The organism is Komagataeibacter ossonobensis, assembly GCF_057359305.1.
In genome coordinates this window covers 1-17,446 of the sequence record NZ_JBXAYQ010000003.1, presented here as the reverse complement: position 1 = coordinate 17,446, position 17,446 = coordinate 1, and the positions used below count along the sequence as shown (strand labels likewise).

20 protein-coding genes are annotated in these 17,446 nt (G+C 56.4%); 7 read left to right on the top strand and 13 right to left on the bottom strand.

What is annotated here, in order from left to right:
• Window positions 1–49: 49 nt before the first annotated feature.
• Entirely contained in the window at window positions 50–1,321 is a 1,272-nt protein-coding gene (locus tag AC1RQ9_RS03925) for an O-antigen ligase family protein (protein WP_485985631.1), read from the bottom strand.
• Between the two features lie 191 nt (window positions 1,322–1,512).
• Here AC1RQ9_RS03925 and AC1RQ9_RS03920 point away from each other — a divergent pair, with 191 nt between their 5' ends.
• The 3 genes from AC1RQ9_RS03920 (at window position 1,513) to AC1RQ9_RS03910 (ending at window position 7,216) form a co-directional block, all read left to right on the top strand.
• Entirely contained in the window at window positions 1,513–1,689 is a 177-nt protein-coding gene (locus AC1RQ9_RS03920; RefSeq protein WP_485985630.1) for a hypothetical protein, read from the top strand.
• 565 nt (window positions 1,690–2,254) lie between these two features.
• Window positions 2,255–5,032, top strand: coding sequence for an autotransporter outer membrane beta-barrel domain-containing protein (locus AC1RQ9_RS03915; RefSeq protein ID WP_485985628.1), 2,778 nt, complete (start codon window positions 2,255–2,257; stop codon window positions 5,030–5,032).
• 1,086 nt (window positions 5,033–6,118) lie between these two features.
• Window positions 6,119–7,216 carry an IS630 family transposase gene (locus AC1RQ9_RS03910; RefSeq protein WP_485985626.1) on the top strand — a complete coding sequence of 366 codons (1,098 nt, stop codon included), beginning with the start codon at window positions 6,119–6,121 and terminating at the stop codon, window positions 7,214–7,216.
• A gap of 352 nt (window positions 7,217–7,568) precedes the next feature.
• On the opposite strand, the gene AC1RQ9_RS03905 is transcribed toward AC1RQ9_RS03910, so the two are convergent.
• Genes AC1RQ9_RS03905 through AC1RQ9_RS03875 form a run of 7 tightly spaced genes read right to left on the bottom strand, consistent with a single transcriptional unit; the run spans window position 7,569 to window position 9,968 of the window.
• On the bottom strand, window positions 7,569–7,769 hold the full coding sequence (locus AC1RQ9_RS03905; protein ID WP_019087042.1) for a hypothetical protein: 201 nt from the start codon (window positions 7,767–7,769) through the stop codon (window positions 7,569–7,571).
• Window position 7,770: 1 nt separating this feature from the next.
• Window positions 7,771–8,133 carry a hypothetical protein gene (locus AC1RQ9_RS03900; RefSeq protein ID WP_485985624.1) on the bottom strand — a complete coding sequence of 121 codons (363 nt, stop codon included), beginning with the start codon at window positions 8,131–8,133 and terminating at the stop codon, window positions 7,771–7,773.
• Between the two features lie 10 nt (window positions 8,134–8,143).
• Window positions 8,144–8,539: a hypothetical protein gene (locus tag AC1RQ9_RS03895; RefSeq protein ID WP_019091993.1), complete on the bottom strand. Its 396-nt coding sequence runs from the start codon at window positions 8,537–8,539 to the stop codon at window positions 8,144–8,146.
• On the bottom strand, window positions 8,526–8,876 hold the full coding sequence (locus AC1RQ9_RS03890; RefSeq protein WP_485985623.1) for a hypothetical protein: 351 nt from the start codon (window positions 8,874–8,876) through the stop codon (window positions 8,526–8,528). The genes AC1RQ9_RS03895 and AC1RQ9_RS03890 overlap by 14 nt, the downstream gene beginning before the upstream one ends.
• Window positions 8,873–9,286, bottom strand: a complete 414-nt coding sequence (locus AC1RQ9_RS03885) for a structural protein (RefSeq protein WP_485985622.1) — start codon at window positions 9,284–9,286, stop codon at window positions 8,873–8,875. Before AC1RQ9_RS03885 ends, AC1RQ9_RS03890 begins: the two co-directional genes overlap by 4 nt.
• Window positions 9,283–9,675 carry a hypothetical protein gene (locus AC1RQ9_RS03880; protein WP_019087037.1) on the bottom strand — a complete coding sequence of 131 codons (393 nt, stop codon included), beginning with the start codon at window positions 9,673–9,675 and terminating at the stop codon, window positions 9,283–9,285. The genes AC1RQ9_RS03885 and AC1RQ9_RS03880 overlap by 4 nt, the downstream gene beginning before the upstream one ends.
• Window positions 9,675–9,968: a hypothetical protein gene (locus AC1RQ9_RS03875; protein ID WP_019091992.1), complete on the bottom strand. Its 294-nt coding sequence runs from the start codon at window positions 9,966–9,968 to the stop codon at window positions 9,675–9,677. The genes AC1RQ9_RS03880 and AC1RQ9_RS03875 overlap by 1 nt, the downstream gene beginning before the upstream one ends.
• Window positions 9,969–10,127: 159 nt before the next feature.
• Here AC1RQ9_RS03875 and AC1RQ9_RS03870 point away from each other — a divergent pair, with 159 nt between their 5' ends.
• Window positions 10,128–10,418, top strand: a complete 291-nt coding sequence (locus tag AC1RQ9_RS03870; protein WP_019087035.1) for a type II toxin-antitoxin system RelE/ParE family toxin — start codon at window positions 10,128–10,130, stop codon at window positions 10,416–10,418.
• Complete coding sequence (locus AC1RQ9_RS03865) at window positions 10,408–10,707, top strand: HigA family addiction module antitoxin (RefSeq protein ID WP_026018825.1); 300 nt, start codon at window positions 10,408–10,410, stop codon at window positions 10,705–10,707. The genes AC1RQ9_RS03870 and AC1RQ9_RS03865 overlap by 11 nt, the downstream gene beginning before the upstream one ends.
• Window positions 10,708–10,756: 49 nt before the next feature.
• On the opposite strand, the gene AC1RQ9_RS03860 is transcribed toward AC1RQ9_RS03865, so the two are convergent.
• From AC1RQ9_RS03860 to AC1RQ9_RS03850, 3 genes are all read right to left on the bottom strand, one after another.
• On the bottom strand, window positions 10,757–11,020 hold the full coding sequence (locus tag AC1RQ9_RS03860) for a hypothetical protein (RefSeq protein ID WP_019091991.1): 264 nt from the start codon (window positions 11,018–11,020) through the stop codon (window positions 10,757–10,759).
• A complete protein-coding gene (locus tag AC1RQ9_RS03855; RefSeq protein ID WP_082266989.1) occupies window positions 11,017–11,757 on the bottom strand; it encodes a phage regulatory protein/antirepressor Ant in 741 nt (246 codons plus the stop codon). Before AC1RQ9_RS03855 ends, AC1RQ9_RS03860 begins: the two co-directional genes overlap by 4 nt.
• Window positions 11,758–12,102: 345 nt before the next feature.
• Window positions 12,103–12,834 carry a helix-turn-helix domain-containing protein gene (locus AC1RQ9_RS03850; RefSeq protein ID WP_019087031.1) on the bottom strand — a complete coding sequence of 244 codons (732 nt, stop codon included), beginning with the start codon at window positions 12,832–12,834 and terminating at the stop codon, window positions 12,103–12,105.
• Window positions 12,835–13,158: 324 nt separating this feature from the next.
• Here AC1RQ9_RS03850 and AC1RQ9_RS03845 point away from each other — a divergent pair, with 324 nt between their 5' ends.
• Window positions 13,159–13,869, top strand: coding sequence for an autoinducer binding domain-containing protein (locus AC1RQ9_RS03845; protein WP_019087029.1), 711 nt, complete (start codon window positions 13,159–13,161; stop codon window positions 13,867–13,869).
• A 79-nt stretch (window positions 13,870–13,948) separates the two neighbouring features.
• A complete protein-coding gene (locus tag AC1RQ9_RS03840) occupies window positions 13,949–14,578 on the top strand; it encodes an acyl-homoserine-lactone synthase (protein ID WP_019087028.1) in 630 nt (209 codons plus the stop codon).
• Window positions 14,579–15,611: 1,033 nt separating this feature from the next.
• On the opposite strand, the gene AC1RQ9_RS03835 is transcribed toward AC1RQ9_RS03840, so the two are convergent.
• Together AC1RQ9_RS03835 and AC1RQ9_RS03830 are read right to left on the bottom strand one after the other, a co-directional pair.
• Entirely contained in the window at window positions 15,612–15,851 is a 240-nt protein-coding gene (locus AC1RQ9_RS03835) for a hypothetical protein (protein WP_019087025.1), read from the bottom strand.
• A gap of 53 nt (window positions 15,852–15,904) precedes the next feature.
• Window positions 15,905–17,446, bottom strand: a 1,542-nt coding sequence (locus tag AC1RQ9_RS03830) for a hypothetical protein (protein WP_485985620.1), incomplete at its 5' end; no start/stop codon positions are given.

Sequence of the window (17,446 nt, the reverse complement as noted above, 5' to 3'; positions counted from 1 at the left end):
CATCCGTGTGTTCAACGGCGGGCACTGTAGTGCGCCATGCCTGCCGGGGCTAGTCCCCGCCATGCACGTATTGCAACCGGGATGCAACGGGGGATGCCGCCAGCGCCCATCCCACAATCATGGACAGCCACCCCGCCGTGGGCTGCGTCAGCAATGAACTGGTGGACGCCACGGGCCAGAAAACCAGCGTCACAACAACCGCCAGCATCAGCCGCTGCGGGTCGCGCGTGGGGGCGACATCCTTCCATACGGGCACCAGCAGGCAGGCGACCAGGGCCATGAACAGTCCCATGGCGGGCATGCCCCCCATGGTCCCCATCAGCAGGTAATAGTTGTGCGGATGCAGGTTGCACCCGGTTGCGCCGCCATGCGGCCCCTCGGCCACGTCCAGCCACGGCAGGCCATGGAAATAGGCCGGATCGGGACAGGCATGGCGAAACCCGTCAAACCCCAGCCCAAACCACGGGTGCTGCCCGATCATCACACCCGCGCGGATGAACAGCATGCCATAGGGGCTGTCGGCAAAGGCATGCATATGCGTGATGAAATTCACGACCAGCTTGTGATACGCCTGTGGCGCCAGCACCGGCGACAGCGCCACGCCGCCCGCGCCCAGCAGCCCTACGGCCAACAGCCCACCCCGCAGGCGCGGCACCAGCACGCCCACGATCCCCATCCCCCCCAGCATGAGGAACAGCGGCATGCGCTGCGCCACCAGCACCATGGTCAGCACCAGTCCCAGCAGCATCGCGGTCGCCATGATCCGCCCCCGCGCGCCATCACGCCGTGACAGACGTATGGCAGCGGGAAACAGCCCCGGCAGCGCCGTCATGAACAGTCCCGACCCCACGCGCGGCGCCCATAGCGGCCCCAGCAGCGCGCCATCCGCCCACCGGCCATAACCCCATATGTTGCGACCGCATATGTATTGCTGCCAGCATCCCGCCACCAGCCAGATCGCAACACCCCCATAAACCCGTGCCAGCACGGCACGCACGCGCGCACCGGGCAGGACCCATGCCTGCAGGGCCGCGATGAACAGGAAATACCGACCGAAAGATGCGGCCTGCACGATCGCATGACCGTTCCCCATCACCATGGAGGACAGGATGATCTGCCCCCACAGCAGCCCCGCCACGCATATCCAGGGCTGCCGCAACCAGGCCCAGTGCCGGGTCAGGACACCGTGGCCCACGAACAGCACCGCCACTACCGACATGACGATTTCAGCAGGCGCCAGCGCATACAGCAGCAGCACCGGCATGGGGATGACAAGACCGGTTGCAATCCGCCACATCCACTGTTCAACCTGCTGCTTCAATCCGTGTTCTCCCCGTTTATGCACCAGATGGCGGGATGTATCGCAAGTTTTACCGTGGGCAAAGCCGTAACAGGCCACGCCATGCACGCCGTATTAACGGAATTCTGACACAAGAAGATGTATTGTATTTGTAAAACCGGAAAAAGACCTGCATCCTTGTCACAGGTCCATGGCAACACGGGAGACGGGATATGCAAGACGAAGACGGCATCATCACCGAACGGAAAGTTTTGGTGAACGAGATCCGCGCCGACCTCGAACGTCTGTCCGAAACAGTGGATACCGCACAGGCGGTGACGGATGACATACGCGCCACCATCGCCATGGTAGCCGACAAGATGGATGCGCTGTCCGACCTGATCCGTTAGACCGGGCACGCCTTATATCCGGTTCACCATCAGTGACCGCTCCCGTGAAAGCGGCATGTCACGGATATGTTGCCACCATACCTGATATGGGCTGCCATGATGTGCCACCTGCCGCCCTGCCGTCGGCATCATGGCCTGACGTCAGGAAACGGACACATCATGTTGGTCAGGTCAGACGATTTTCATGTTCTGACATCCCTGCCCGGAAAAACCTGCAACCGGTCTGGTAACCTGTCATGATTGTCTGGAAAATGACCTTCCCGACAGGTAATCGATAAAAACGGTGACAAGCGATCGCAGGTGATGCCTGGATGTCTGGTCATACATATTTTGAAATATTTTTCGTTTTATCATCGTCTTTACATTTGTCATGAAAATTTCATAATCTGAAACTGCATTTTACATAAATTCTTTAGGCAAACCCATTGTGGAAAACAAGAATAAATTCCTGAATACCTCATTGAATGCGTTTTTCATATTGGTTGCGCCTGTCTGCATGCCCGCCACGGCAATGGCGACAACAATTTCAGGAAATGACAGTTTTACCTTACCATCCGGGGAAAGTGTGGTCGCGACTGACGACAAGGGAATTTCCCTTAAAAACCCAGATAATCTGTCAGTCACCATCGATCAGGGTGCGAGCATCACATCTTCCGATGACGCAATCCATGCTGGAAATGCCACCACCGGAACCGTATCCATTACCAATAGCGGTTCCATTGAAAGCACCACGGACGGACAGGCCATTGACCTGAACGACATTACGGGTACAGCCAATCAGACAACCATCATAAATACCGCAACCGGCGTCATAAAAGCGGATAACGATGATGGCATCCGCCCCGGCACGAACGCCACGGTTGTCAATTCCGGGACCATCTATTCCGATGGGGCCGTCGGGGACAAGCATGACGGGATTGATTTTCAGGAAGCCCCCACCGGCACGGTCATCAACCAGAGCGGCGGCCTGATTTCAGGCGAACGCCACGGCATCACGACAGACGGCTATGTCGATGTCTATAATGCCGCGGGTGCCACGATCATCGGGCGAAACGGGTCGGGTGTCGGATCGGATGGCACCGGCAAGGTCGTCAATCATGGTACGATCATAGGCGGCTATAATGGTTCCGGCACGGGGGATGGCGATGGTGTCGATATTGATGGCGCCGCCTATGTCGATAACTGGGGCACCATCCGCGCGGAGGGCGCGGCCGGTGTGGATAAAAACGGGGAGACCAACGTATCCGAGGGCCTGGCCCTTACCGGCGGCGGAACGGTCATTAATGAACAGGGGGCATTGATAACGTCTGTCCAGAACGGCGCGACCATATGCTGCTCCAGCAATGCATTTACTTTCCAAAATTATGGCACGGTCCACGGAGATAACGCTGGACTCGCGGTCGGCAGCCTGGTTTCCGTATACAATTATGGCACCATAACGGGTGGCGTTGCTGCCATTGCAAGCTGGCCAGTGACGACGTCAAACATTTCAGTATACAATTATGGAACCATATCCAGCGCAAACGATGCCATCTTTAATAATACAGGGTACAATACTTCCATTTACATGGCAGCCGGGTCCACCATAAAGGGCAACATGGAAAATTACGGCAGCCTGGATTTCAATGTTGATTCAACCTATACAATAGATAACAACCTGAAAGGTAGTGGCAACATTACCAAATCAGGTGACGGCGATCTGATCCTGACAGGCAATAGTGGCAGTTCCCTTACCGGCGCTACTGATATTCTGGCAGGCACCCTGACGGTTGATGGCTCCATCGCCTCATCCGCGATAACTGCCCGGTCGAACACAATGCTGAATGGTAGCGGCACGGTCGGAAGCACAATTATTGAGGACAATGCCACCCTGATGGCAGGCACCGCCGACAAGGCAGGCACCCTCAAGGTACAGGGCAACCTGCAGCAGCAGGCCGGGTCGTCCTATATCGTGAATGGCGGGCATGTAGCCGTAGCTGGACAGGCGCAGATCGGATCGAACACGCAGTTGGTCATGGCATCCACTGCGGGCATAGCCAACGGGTTCCGCAAATCAGATGAAGCCGGGACATACCGGGTCCTGACCGCGTCACAGGGACTGAACGGGAATTACACCACGCTGGTTGGTGATACGCAGATATCCGCCTTCGATGTTGTCACGGAAGGTGCGGACGCCAACGACGTCTACCTGCATCTGGATCAGGTCCGTTCCTTTGCCGATGTTGCCCATACCCGTAACGAAAGTGCCGTGGCGCATGCCCTGGACACCATGACGGCAGGCGCAATGAAGGATGATGTCGGTCTTGTCGGCAATAACGCACAGGCAAGGCAGGCATTCAATGCGACATCTGGTGAAATCCATGCATCCGCCCGCACGGAACTGATCCAGGACAGTTTTTATGTGCGCAATGCCGCGATTGACCGCCTGCGTGGGGCTGCGTGCGATCCGGGTGCCGGCACCCAGTCCACCGCAACCATGCAGGGCCGCCGCACCGATGGTACCTGTCAGTCCGAAGGCGCGGCCCTGTGGGGCGAAGCCTATGGTGGCTGGGGCCACAATTCGGGCGATGGCAATGCCGGTTCCATGCACCACAGTGTCGGCGGTTTCGTGCTGGGGGCGGATACAACCGCATTCAACACATGGCGCATTGGTGGGCTGGTCAGTTATGGCCACTCCGGCTTTGATGTAGGCAGCCGCTCATCTTCCGGCCACAGCAACAATGTGTCGGTTGGCGGCTATGCCGGGACGCATTGGGGGCATCTGGCCCTGCGACTGGGTGCAACATATTCATGGAATATGCTGGGCATCAACCGTCAGGTCATGTTCGCGGGTTATTCCGGGCGTGAAAACAGCAGCTATCTGGGGGGCACTGCCCAGGGTTTCGGTGATCTTGGATACCGCTTCAATGTCGGGCCTGTGGCATTGGAACCGTTTGGCAATGTTGCCTATGTCAACCTGCATACGAACGGCTTCAATGAACATGGCGGTAAAGCCGCACTGGCCGGTCGCGCGACGGATACGGGCACGACCTATTCGACCTTTGGTTTGCGTATGTCGTCCAATATACGCATGGGTTCCCTGGTTCTGATACCGAATGCCAGTCTGGCCTACCGCCACACCTTCGGTCACCTGACACCAACGACACAGGAATATTTCGCACGCGGCAATGGCCCGGCATTTGATGTTGCTGGCGTTCCCCTGTCGGAAAATGCCGCCGTGCTGGACGCTGGCCTGAAGGCAAGAATGACCAACAGGGTCAATATTGGCGTGTCCTATATCGGTCAGTATGGTGAACGTTCCACCGATAGTGGTATTCGCGGAAAGTTCGATCTCAAGTTCTAAGGGGCTGTTTGAAAATTCGGACCGGAAATACCCGGCAATCATAAAGAAGTTTTTGGTGAAGCTTGTTTCAAAAAGCTTCGAAGAACGCCGCCTTTTTGAAAAAAGGCAGCACCCAAAAACTTTTATTTTTTTATCAATTGGTTGTTTTCAAACAGTCTCTAAGATGGCCTTATGCTTTCCTGCATGAAACACTCAGGCGCAGCAACCAGCACCATGATGCGGAGCCAGCTTATATCCAGTGTCATGTGAGATCGTCTGTCGTCCCTCATGCATATTCCGGCGTGGGGCATAACAGCAGACCTGTAACGCGGATATTGTCAGCACCGGGATGCATGACAACCGATCCGGCACAGCCATCCATCTGGCTGCTACAATCACACGAATCATACATGCGACTATTTGGCCCTGACTGGTATTCATGCGTACATGACCTTTCCTCGCCCGGATTACCGACAGACAATCTGAACCGGACATAAATCAGTGACGCAACGGACCAATTACCACGAGGTGCGCGTCACATCGGTCTTTACGACTGGCCAGACCTGTCCGATCACATAGCACGATCCCATCTGCCCTGACCTGCCTCATCCGGGAATTGACCAGAACGCCCAAACCGGGCGCAATGCAGGAAATGAACCGACATTGCACCACAACCAGATTCAATGACACAAGAACCGGACCAGACGTTGCTGCCAGTAAAAAGACGATACCGTAGTCAGGCAAAATGCAGCGGTTTTTGTGCGCGGTAACATCTAGACGGCGGCGGAATACCTAGCTAAACAGACGATATGGAGAGGTGGCCGAGCGGTTGAAGGCAGCGGTCTTGAAAATCTCCGCCACCCTCCGATAAAATCCATAAATCGTTTATTATCAAGACAATACTACGCGTCTATATTCCGCATGTAACGCCCTGTTCCTGCCTTTCCGCACAGCAGGTCGGCACAAAAAGCGGCACAGCAATCGACGCTGATCACCTGCCATATTCGGAATGATGTGGTTCAGGAAAATCCGGTCCTGCTCTAGTCACCTGGAACTGAAATAAGCATCATTATATGATGTTCCTGTTGCACTGACGGGAGCAGAACGATGGCGGGACGACAGGCTGGTCAGGTGGTGCTGAGTCCGCAGGCGCGGACATTTCTTGAAGGGCAGGTCCGGCGTCACAAGGCGCCGCGGTCGTTGTCCGATCGCTGCCGGATGGTTCTGCTCTGTGCCGAAGGCTTGCAGAGCAAGGAAGTTGCTGCACGCCTGGGGGTGCATGAGCACACCGTCGGCAAATGGCGGCGGCGGTTTGTCGAAGATGGCATCGAAGGCCTGACCGACGAATATCGTGCCGGCCGGCCCCGCACGGTGTCGGATGCGCAAGTCGCGCAGGTCATTGAGCGCACGCTGAACACAACGCCCAAAGACGCGACCCACTGGTCGATCCGCTCCATGGCTGGCGAGATCGGCCTGTCGCATACGACCATCCGCCGGATCTGGAGCGCCTTCGGTCTGCAGCCGCATCGGGCCGAAATCTTCAAATTGTCGACGGACCCGCTATTTGTCGACAAGGTTCGGGATATTGTCGGTCTTTACATGTCGCCGCCGAACCGCGCGATCGTGCTGTGCGTCGACGAAAAATCCCAGATCCAGGCGCTGGACCGCGAACAGCCAGTCCTGCCCATGGCACCGGGCGTGCCGGAACGACGCACCCATACCTATCTCCGGAACGGCACGACGTCGCTGTTTGCAGCCCTCGACATCGCGACGGGTGCGGTGATCGGCAAATGCTACAAACGTCACCGTGCCACAGAATTTCTGGATTTCCTGAAGCGTATCGACGCTGAGATCCCTGATGACCTGGATGTTCATCTCGTGATGGACAACTACGCCACACATAAAACGCCCACGATCAAGACATGGCTCGCGCGCCGCGCGCATTGGCATGTTCACTTCACACCCACGTCGGCTTCCTGGATCAATCAGGTAGAGCGCTGGTTCGCCGAACTGACGCGCAAGCAACTCCAACGCGGCGTGCATCGGTCAACAGCCGAACTCGAAGCCGACATCACAACCTTTATCGACGCACATAACAAAAATCCAAAGCCGTATCGGTGGGTCAAATCAGCCGACCAGATACTTGCCTCGGTGAAACGCTTTTGTAACAAGACAATGAACCGAACTTCAGATTCAGGTGACTAGTGACAGTTGGTGCTTAAATGGCCTGAGCAAGGAAGGCGAGACCTCGCTCCGCATATTTCTGGAAATGTGCGAGGAAAAGGGAATCGCCCCTACAAACAGAATAGATGCGACACCTGCGCCAGATCACGGCGCTGGCTGACCAAGGCTATCACGCACGTAACGCTGGTGGTCCCGCCGCTCCACGAAGTAGATCACCCACGCCAACGCCGACTGCGCCCCGATGATGCCGAGGACTGCCCAGATCATTCCATCCTCCCTCGCCGCCAGCAGTCGCGCGCGAACGCGATGAGCAGATAGCCCACCGCGCAGGCTGCCCCCAGCACGAAGCCGAGGGCCAATCCGGAATAGAAGTTCACGACGCCTGAATGGCCGCGTTGTCGGCCTTGCACTTGGCGTAGATCGCCTCGATGTCAGCTGCGGTCGGGCCTGTCCCGCTTTTGGTCTGCTCGACCGCCTGCACGATGGTGGTCCATGCTTCGGGCCCATATTTCTCGATCAGGCCGATGACGGTGGTGGCGCCGCTTACGATAGCGCTCAGTTCTGCTGCATCCATATCAGTTGTTCCCCGTGGTCGTGGTCGCCTGCGCATCAGCCAGCGCGGACTGCAGTCCGGCCAGTGCGCTTTCGGCGGTAGAAACAGTCGTGGTGGTCAGGCTGTCACCTGCGGTGATCGCGTTATCCAGCGTGGTAAGCGGGGTCAGGGCGGCCGCAGCGGCCGCCTTGATCTCGGCCTTGACGGTGGAATTCACATTGCCGCTGGCCAGATAGGCTTCGGCACCGGTGGCGGCTACATGGTAGGCGCTCATGGTATCGTATGCTGCCTTCTGCAGGTTCACCTGCTTGTCGGATGCACAGGCTCCAAGGCTGGCCAGCGAGAGGATGGCAGCGCAGGCCGCCAGGCGGGATCGTTTGGTCATGTCGGTTTCCTTACGAGGTCGGCCACGCACCGGGCGTGAAGCACACCCAGGTATTCGTGGCGGTGCAGAGGTAGATTCCGGACGCTGCGAAGATGATCTGCCCCTGTGTTCCGGTCGCTGTTGCCGAAGCTGGTGGTGTCCCGATCTGGACGCTTCCCTCGAACATGCCGGTTACGCCTCCGGTCACTTTCCCGGAATATGTGCTTCCATCCGCAGACAGGTCGGCAGTCTTGTTATTCAGAGCATCCAGACTGCTGGTATGCCCCGACACAGTGCCTTCCAGATCATCCAGCAGCGATGTGAGAGGATCTGTAGCCTGAGAAATGGCCACGGCAGTTTCGCGCTGGGTCCAGTATTTCCCCGCGTCAAACCGGCCTGGCCGCCGGATGGGGTTAGGCGTTCCCATTGGCAGACTGCTCCGGCTTGCCTTTTTTGTTCAGGACCGGGATGCCGGCCGAGGCCACGGCCTGCTTAGCTGCGGGCTTGTCCACCAGAGGCACACGCACGCCCGACTGCCCGGGCTTGAAGTGGTTTTCAGCCCAGCCGACGTTCAGGCCGATGGTAGTCATGATCTGATACGCCACGGCCCAGCGGCTACCTGCGTGCGGCGGCGGGATCATTGCCGCGGCGGCCCCGCAGGCGATGATGAACAGCGCCACATACAGGTCATACTGCGTGGGCACTTCGGTCAGCAGCAGTGCGATGACTGCACCAAGTCCGCCGAACTTCGCGGTGGTGTTCATGTGATTTCTCCGGCAAGAGCCTGGTCGATCTGGTTCAGGCTGATATGGCCCGGCCCGTTCTCCATCAGCGTGATGCCGTAGATCATCTGCCGCATGGTTGCCTGATTGTTCAGGTCCAGCACAGTCGCGGGCTGCACGCCCATCCGGCTGCACAGGACGGCAATATAGGCATTGGTCGCGTTCTCGATGGGCGGGGCATAGACGTCGATGATCGCGGCGATCGTGTCCATCCCGTGCGCAGCGTAGCGCAGCAGCTGGTCACGCAGCGCGCGGATGCCGTCCGCCATGGTGGGGAAGACGGCAAAGCGCGGGTCAGGCACGCCGGTTTCCAGATGCGACCCTGCCTGCCCCACGTAATCGAGGTTGCCGGGATTGTTGTTGCGGATGCCGCGGGGAACGTATGTGCTCATGGCCCATATCCGAACGCGCGCCTGCAGAATGACCATGCCGCATCGCCAATCTGCCCCCACCCCAGTAGGCCGGTGGCCAGAACTATGAAGGTCATGGTGACCCACGACGTCAGTTTCAGGCCGCCCTCGATGCTGGACAGACGGCCGGATATTTCGGTATCGCGCTCGGCCGCCGTGTCGGACATGGCATCCACACGGGCCATGACTTCGCGCCGGGTCTGGGCGGCGTTATCACTTACCGACCGGGTCAGGTCGCGCCGCAGGTCGGAGAACTGCTGGGAAAGCGTGGCCAGGCCATCGCGCAGGTTATCGTGGCCGCCCTCGACCTTGGCCACGCGTTCACGCACCACGGCCACTTCCTCGGCCGTTGCATAGCGGGGTTCGGTCATCAGTGGGATACCGCCTCACCGGACACACCCGTCCACGCGCTGCCATTCCACAGCACCAGTACGCCAACGCTTCCAGTGCCGATCCTGCAGTCAGAACAGAAGGAAGGGACGCCAATCTGCCCCGATGCGGGCAGCGTGGCGTATGTAGTGGAAAGCGGAACGCCTATCCCCTGAGACCCCGGCGTCTGCGCACCGAAGTCAAACAGGCCGTGGTCCATGGGGGACGTGGGTGCGGCATGCGCCTGCACCGTGACAAGAAGGCTGGCCGCTGCCAGAAGGTGAGAGAAGCGCATGCCGTCCCCGAAACTGAATGGTCAGGATTTCGGGGTATGGGTGGTTTGTTAGTACGGTGTGGGATGACAGGTGTATTTATGCCCCACATGCCGCAATCCAACAGCGCCAGTGTAAAGCATAACTTGACACCCTCTGCGTAAAGCCATACTTTACTCTCGATGGAAATCGAAAGCATCAGACACAAAGGGCTGCGCCGGTTTTTCGAGACAGGTAACCCCAAGGGAATCGTGGGAGATACTGGCCGCCTGCGCAAAATGCTGGCCTTTATCGACGCCGCGGCATCACTGGATGAACTTTCGGTTCCACCCAATTACGGCCTGCATGCCCTGTCGGGTGATCGGGCCGGCACATGGTCCATGACCATAACGCGTAACTGGCGCCTGACCTTCCGGGTCAATGACCAGGGCGCGCTGGAAGATATGGATATGGAGGACTATCATGGCACTTAAGATGCACCCGTCCCTCGCCGTAAACGTAGGCGACTGGATCAGGACGGAACTGGTTGAGCCCCACGGCCTGAAGATCAAGGACCTGGCCGAACATTTCGGAGTCTCGCGGCAGGCGCTGAGCGCCCTGCTGAACGGTCGCGCCCACCTGTCCGCCGATATGGCGATCCGGTTTGAAAAGGCATTCGGCGTGAAGGCCGATACCCTGATGCGTATGCAGGTAGCGTGGGACATGGCGCAGGCCCGCACGCATGAGGCCGACCTGCATGTACGGCCCCTCGTCGCAGCATAACAGTCCGGTTGCGTCCCCTCCCCGCACAGGCAGGGAGGGAACGTGGCGCCTACCGGCCTAACTGCCGGGTGCGATCGGCCTTGATCCGCTGCACGTCATTCCACATCTGCATGATGCCGTGCGCCGCGGCCCGCAGGCTACGCTCGCAGTTGTCGGTATTGGCTTTGTCCGGGTGGTGGTAGATGCGGGTGCAGACGGCCAGCGCCTTGCCCAGTTCACCCGCGACCTCGGTAGAAGTCAGGGGCTGCGCATCTTCAAAGAAGTCGGGCTTTTGCGGCTGGAAATCGGCAGCCTGCGCAATATCCTGCTTCATGTCGGCGCTGCTCCCGAGCGATGCGCGAAAGGGCGCAGGGTGGCCTTCCGGACCAGTTCAGCAGGCAACGTGGCATCATCGCTTGGCACGTCACCGATGATCGTCCGGATCTTCGCCAGCCCCTTCTGCGTAATCATTGGCTGGCCCACGCCTTCGACATAGCCGCTCCGCTTGACCTCGACGTTCTTGGACTCCATCAGACCGGCCTTGATCTTGTCGGCATAGGCACACTTGCGGCCTGTGACGCTGTGGGTATAGAGCCAGCCGAGTTCGATCAGCCGATTGATGAACTTCCGCTCCGGCCACCCGCACTGCTGGGCTGCGGAACGCAGGTTATGGACGCCTTCGAGGGATGCCAGTTTCTGCAATGCCCCAGCCTGCGGAGCCAGTTCCGCAATCTCCTGATCCTTGGCCTCAAGCGCCTTCTGCTGCTCAAGGGCCAGCGTCAAGGCTTCGACCATGTTGGCCGGGGCTTTGATGGTCGGTGCTTGCTGAGCTTCCAGTTCCATCCAGCGACGGACTACCTTCAAGCGAAGGTCAGCGCGATAGCCAAGGATGAGATTGTAGGTCAGGTCGCGGGGAAGCTTATAGCATTTGCGCTGCTCCCCTTTGGCGTCTGAATAGACCGCCCCAAACTTGGGGGCGTCAATTTTGACATCGGCCAACATCTTCTCAATGTCCCGGATCACATGATCATGACGTTTGCCAGTCAAGTCCGCAATCTCGCGGCTCGACATGGTGATTACGTTTCCAGTGGAAACTGTTGCGGACGATGTGTTAGAAGCCATCATTCGTTGGGTTCCTTATTCAACGTGAGAAGCATCGGGGGATTGTTTGGCGACGTGCCCCGATGCTTTATCTGCTTCCATTAGCAGTCTAATAAGAAAATTTATTTCTGCATTCATACTGCGCCGACTTTTGAAAGCTTGCGTCCTAATCCACTCATGAGACGGCGGATCAAGCCTTACCTGAAGAGGCTTTCTTTCTTCCGTACGAAACGAAGACACTTTCCCATCCTTAGTCATTCTACGAGACCGTTCTCGTTTTTGACTAATGCCATTTTGGGGTTATTGCGTCAATGCCTATTTGGCATTAAAATCTCTGATAACATCGTCAAATTTTTGGTACGTAGTGACGCGCCTAACTCCATATATGACCTCTTCCCATTCGAAAATTCTGTGCATGGATAAGATCTTAGATGGATCGATATGAATGCAATTCCTTTCCCCACTTGGCATTTCAGCAGAAAAATTCAGCTTATTTTTTCCAAAGCCGACGAATCTTGCTGCAAAGCATTCATTATTGGAAACAAAAACAAGGAAAGGACAACGATAGTAATCTTTTAACAAAAGATCAAAATTATAATTGATATAGTTTTTTTCTATTGAATAAAATATAAAATCTCCCTTCATATATCTTTCATTAAGAGATCCGTTACACATTTCAAAAGACTTTATTTTACATTTCTTTTCTAATAATTGAATTCCCCTAGGGACGGGCACTTTGTATTTACTACTCTCTAACATGAAAAAATTTATGCTAGACATGGAAGGGACAGTTGCGTGCACATCAATTCCTTCTGGAGTCTCCGACGAGATTTCCTTGGAAGGAACGGGGCCAGGCCCCTCTAATATAGAACCAAATGTTGTATCTAACGCTTCGCTAAATTTAAGGACCCAGTCGACGGTTAACTTTCTCTGCCCCTTCTCTATCCGATCCACCTGAGATTGAGAGATACCCATTTTCTCAGCAAGGGCAGCTTGAGAAAGCCCTCTTAACTCACGAATCATCCGAATGTAGTTTTTTTTATCCATGCCAAATTATGACGTACTGGCATTTTCGCGTCCAACACAAACTATCCCATACTCCTCGACGTTCCAGCCGACTTCCGTTCTCGAGTTATGTACTTTTTGAATAGGGCTTAGTCGGCTAGCGTCGGGTTCTCATGAACACCAAGAGCAGGATGTCCGAGTGGTGATGCTTCGGGAAGAGCTGAAGTTGGACAAGGGCTGGCAGCAAAAAGCCGCCGGGGAGACAACTTGGCTTCAGACGGCGATCGCCACCATAAATCTATAGAATAAATATATCATATAATTTAGGCTTACTATTGGATGGCACTGGAGGCAGGCGCGGCATAGATGGTGGGCTGGACGATTGACCTCCTGGCGAAACTACATGACCTTGAGAACGCAGCCACTAAACACGATCTACTATCCATCTATCTTGATGCCGTCCTGTCAGTCGGGAATGTCCACGTAACCATTGTGGAATTGAACAGGATTGAAGACCCTAAAGAAAATTTTATACACGTTGGATATCCAACGGAATGGGTCAATTTCTATATTGAGAACAATTACATCGTCTCTGACCCGATAATAAAAAAATCCAGATTCATGAGCCACCCCTATTTCTGGCACGAAATCAGGAACATTAACAAATCCGAAAAAAAGATAATAAGGGACGTATCTGAATTTGGCATAAAAAAGGGACTGACAATACCGGTCCATACGCACGACAGATTAATTTACGCCATTTGTTTTGCATTTACAGATAAAAACGTAGATCAGGAAATTGAGCTTTATTTGCGCGCCTTATCCAATTTCTTCATTGCCGGTTATAAAAAATTGGATGAACCGACGGATATGTCGCCCCCCATTCTTACCCCCCGCGAAAAGGAATGTCTGAGATGGACAGCCAAGGGCAAAAGCTCATGGGAAACCGGGATGATTGTTGGTGTCAGTGAGCGAACCGTTAACTTTCACATCAACAATGCCTTGCTAAAGCTGAAATGTACGAATCGCATCATGGGTGTGGTGCGGGCTATCTGTGCCGGCCTGATTGAACTGTGAAACCTGTCAGGTCTGACAGGTAACCCGGCCGTCAGTTTTCGTGAATGATCCTCTCATCCAACAGGAAGAGAGTGGATCCATGATCGAAGTCGTAACCGTTGAAAATGCCCACTGGTGCGGAACTGCTCTCGCTGAGCAGTTCAAGTTTCGCTACCGCCATTTTGTGGCCAATGAGCAGTGGGAAGTCCCCTTCTACAAGGGTATGGAATACGATCAGTTCGATACGCCTGCTGCTGTCTACCTTGTATGGCGCGATGTCGCAGGTGTTGTGCGGGGCATGATCCGTCTGCTGCCAACAAACCGGCCTTACATGCTGGAAACACTCTGGCCCGATATGATGCCCGATCCGATTGTTCTACCTGGTCCGACGGTCTGGGAAATCACCCGGTTTGGCGTTGAGCGCAATCTGTCCCTCTCCCTGCGCAAGCAGATATCAGCCGAACTGATTCTGGCATGCATCGAATTTTCAGTGCTGAATGACATTCACACCTATCTGTTCCTGACAGCATGGGGTGTTCTCAAGCGGATTGTACCTGGCGCTGGGGTGGATGCTCAGATCCATAGCAGGAAGACACTTCCTTCCGGCCATGATGTCGCCTCTGCCGTTGTGCCGGTTTCCCAGGCCGTGCTGGATAAGGCCCGGGCCAAGCTGAATATCCATTACGCCGTTCTCGATAACAACAGCATTGAGCGGCAGCATGCAGCATAGGCAGCAGAACGAAGACATGGAAAAAAAAGCAGAAAACATCAAAAGCGCATTATCGTTCTTGCGGTCAGAAGCAAGAAAATGCGGCCTTTTGCAAACGGAGAACTCGCTCTCCATCGCAGAAATAATCATCAATATGGAAACAGAAAAATAAAACACAAGAGGACCAGAACTTTGTTCTACCGCGAAGGAGATATAGAATACCTAGCCCAACAACTATTCTCTCAGCACTATCCCTTTCGAAAGTGGGACGACCGACCCGATTCTATATCGGGAGGCCCCACGCAAGAAGAAAAAGATAAATTCAAGGATATCGCACGTCAGCAATTATCAGGCTGGCACCCGGTGTAATTCAGGCTGCCCACCGGCGCGGCACGGTAGCGGCTGGATGTAGCAGCGGAGTAGCCACTCCCCCTTCTCCTGCGCGGCCAATAATGCCATCCTTCCCACGACGCGCCGTGACACGGTGTAATTCTCCCAGCCGTAGGACGGTCTGCGGACCGGATCGCCATGCAGGGTTACCGGGAGGCCCTGCCGGTGCGTCACCCTCCCCTTAAAAAATTCCTTATTCCCCTGATACAAAATGAGATTATCCAGACACGCATCGGATACGTGCGCCAGTTAAGACTCCCTCTCATCTGAAGGGAGGTCGGCATGATCAAGAAAATCGTCTTTCTGGCGCTGGCGATGCTGGCGGCCGCAGTGACCAGCTATCCCACGATCACCAATGCACATCGGGCCGTTGGGCCAGCTTCCCTTTTTGACCAGCGGTGAGGTGCGTTGACCCGACTCCTGCGGGTTGTGAAGGATTATTCTCCGTTATTGGAGATCAAGATGCCATTTTATAAATCGCTGCACCATTTTACACAAAGCATGCATCGGAACTTTGATATCACCACCGCACACGCGCCCGGACATAAAGCCCCTGATGCCGGTATTTACCGATGCACAGGATGCGGACACGAAATTGGTCTGGCAAAGGATCACGTCCTACCACCGCAGAACCATCATCAGCACGCACTGCGGGATGGCCCCATCAGGTGGCAGCTTGTGGCAGCGGCGATTGAGAAGGGTTCCCCATAGAATAATCAGTGATCCGCCTGACCGATAGGGGCGGATCATAAAACCCGACATTCGGGAAATGCTGCCACATGACCGGGGCGAGATCAGCAACGGCGCGCGCCACTACAACCAGTTTTCCGGGGTCGATATTGCTGCCCATGAAGTCACAGACCGCTTTTACATCGGGGTCCATTTCGACAACCAGTTTATCCATAATGCCCTCCACATGAGGACTCTACCGCGCAGTAGGGTATCTGTACAACGGGCTTACCGTCCTGCCATTGCCTGATAAGGATTCCACGTAGGCGACAACCAGAACTTCTGGCCCTGGTTCTGCTGGATGCCCAGTTCGTAGCGTCTGAGGTATCCGGGGTTCATCATCTCCTGCAGGCGGTAGAACACCAGGTAATCGAGGGCGGCGCGGGTATAGAACAGGTTGCCGAAGGGCAGTTCCCGCCGGGCTTCCTGCAGCAGGTTCATCTCGAAGGTCTTGCCTTTGGGGGCATCGGCACTCCCCAGCGCCATGTCGCGGCTGTTGGCGAACATCTTGAACAGGCTGCTGGCGTCCGAGAAGGTTGGACCTGCCAGCGTCTCGAGGAAGGAGTTACCCATGCGGCTCTGTTCACCGAACAGGAAATCACCGTAGATCCCTGCCCCGCCGCCCTGCTGCATGGCGGCCAGAACCGTGCGCCAGTCGGCCGGGTTGCGCGGCTCCTTGCCCACAGCCATCGCTTTCAGGCTCATGGCCACGTAGCCCAGCACCGTTGTCGCCACAATCAGGTGCGCGATGCCCGCCACGTCCGCGCCGTCGCGCGCAACCTCCCTGCCCCACACGCGCCGGATGTGCGTAAGCGGGAAGGACTTGAACTGCATCAGCATGCGCATGGCTTGCCCCAGAACCGGGTTCACGCGGTCGGCGGCGGCGTAACTGCCCTGCATGAAGGCCTGCGTGCGCGGATCGATTTCGGTCATGCCCTCACGCACCTGGTCGATGATGTAGGAGGACAGCTTGGATTGCAGTTCGTTGCGGGCTTCATCATGGGTGATGTTGTCACGCAACAGCGGTTTCAGGTCGTCTTCGGTCAGATGTTCCAGTTCGGCCGGCAGGATGTGCATGTTGCCATCTGCCGCCTCCTTCGCTGTGCCGCGCAGGGCATTCCATTCATCCTCGCCTATGCCGTAGCGCGTCAGGGACTGCCGCAGCTTGGGGTGCAGGGCGTCGAAGTCCTTGCCCGCGTTCCGGCCAAGGTTGTGGGTCAGCATGGTGCCGAACCCTTCCTTCATGGCGTCGGTCCAGTATTGCAGGCCGTTCAGCCGGTGGAAGAACTGGACCGTGCGGCCCATCTTGCCCAGCGGGCCGTCCTCGCCATGGAAGCGTGTCATGATCGCGCCCAGCGTGCCATCAATCCCCACGCCCATCATGTGTGCGATCTGGCGCCGGTTGCGCGTGCCCTTGCTCAGTGCACCGGGCACGACGCTTTTCAGCGCGTTCATGTAGCTTTCCAGCAGCGGGATACCGTTGTGCCGGGCAACCGAGGCCGTGACCGCGATATCGGGCAGCGAGGACAGCACCACGCCGCCCAGCTTGGTGATGGCCTGATAGGAGCGCAGGTAGGCCCCGATGGCGGCAATGGTCTTGTTCTGCGGTGCGGCGGCCCGACCCGTCACCACATCGACCAGCGCGCCATCCTTCAATGCCCGCAGGCGATCCACCGTCTTGAAGTCGTTGCGATCCTTGGCAGCCGTTATGGCCCGGTCGGCCACGTGGTCGAACATGGCGCGCGGATTGGTGCCCAGCGTGCGCATGAC

What these genes read in the sequence shown, in the direction of transcription:
- AC1RQ9_RS03920 (WP_485985630.1), top strand. Translation starts at nt 1,513, where the DNA reads ATGCAAGACGAAGACGGCATCATCACCGAACGGAAAGTTTTGGTGAAC.
- AC1RQ9_RS03910 (WP_485985626.1), top strand. Translation starts at nt 6,119, where the DNA reads ATGGCGGGACGACAGGCTGGTCAGGTGGTGCTGAGTCCGCAGGCGCGG.
- AC1RQ9_RS03905 (WP_019087042.1), bottom strand. Translation starts at nt 7,769, where the DNA reads ATGGATGCAGCAGAACTGAGCGCTATCGTAAGCGGCGCCACCACCGTC.
- AC1RQ9_RS03900 (WP_485985624.1), bottom strand. Translation starts at nt 8,133, where the DNA reads ATGACCAAACGATCCCGCCTGGCGGCCTGCGCTGCCATCCTCTCGCTG.
- AC1RQ9_RS03895 (WP_019091993.1), bottom strand. Translation starts at nt 8,539, where the DNA reads ATGGGAACGCCTAACCCCATCCGGCGGCCAGGCCGGTTTGACGCGGGG.
- AC1RQ9_RS03890 (WP_485985623.1), bottom strand. Translation starts at nt 8,876, where the DNA reads ATGAACACCACCGCGAAGTTCGGCGGACTTGGTGCAGTCATCGCACTG.
- AC1RQ9_RS03885 (WP_485985622.1), bottom strand. Translation starts at nt 9,286, where the DNA reads ATGAGCACATACGTTCCCCGCGGCATCCGCAACAACAATCCCGGCAAC.
- AC1RQ9_RS03880 (WP_019087037.1), bottom strand. Translation starts at nt 9,675, where the DNA reads ATGACCGAACCCCGCTATGCAACGGCCGAGGAAGTGGCCGTGGTGCGT.
- AC1RQ9_RS03875 (WP_019091992.1), bottom strand. Translation starts at nt 9,968, where the DNA reads ATGCGCTTCTCTCACCTTCTGGCAGCGGCCAGCCTTCTTGTCACGGTG.
- AC1RQ9_RS03870 (WP_019087035.1), top strand. Translation starts at nt 10,128, where the DNA reads ATGGAAATCGAAAGCATCAGACACAAAGGGCTGCGCCGGTTTTTCGAG.
- AC1RQ9_RS03865 (WP_026018825.1), top strand. Translation starts at nt 10,408, where the DNA reads ATGGCACTTAAGATGCACCCGTCCCTCGCCGTAAACGTAGGCGACTGG.
- AC1RQ9_RS03860 (WP_019091991.1), bottom strand. Translation starts at nt 11,020, where the DNA reads ATGAAGCAGGATATTGCGCAGGCTGCCGATTTCCAGCCGCAAAAGCCC.
- AC1RQ9_RS03855 (WP_082266989.1), bottom strand. Translation starts at nt 11,757, where the DNA reads ATGTCGAGCCGCGAGATTGCGGACTTGACTGGCAAACGTCATGATCAT.
- AC1RQ9_RS03850 (WP_019087031.1), bottom strand. Translation starts at nt 12,834, where the DNA reads ATGGATAAAAAAAACTACATTCGGATGATTCGTGAGTTAAGAGGGCTT.
- AC1RQ9_RS03845 (WP_019087029.1), top strand. Translation starts at nt 13,159, where the DNA reads ATGGTGGGCTGGACGATTGACCTCCTGGCGAAACTACATGACCTTGAG.
- AC1RQ9_RS03840 (WP_019087028.1), top strand. Translation starts at nt 13,949, where the DNA reads ATGATCGAAGTCGTAACCGTTGAAAATGCCCACTGGTGCGGAACTGCT.
- AC1RQ9_RS03835 (WP_019087025.1), bottom strand. Translation starts at nt 15,851, where the DNA reads ATGGATAAACTGGTTGTCGAAATGGACCCCGATGTAAAAGCGGTCTGT.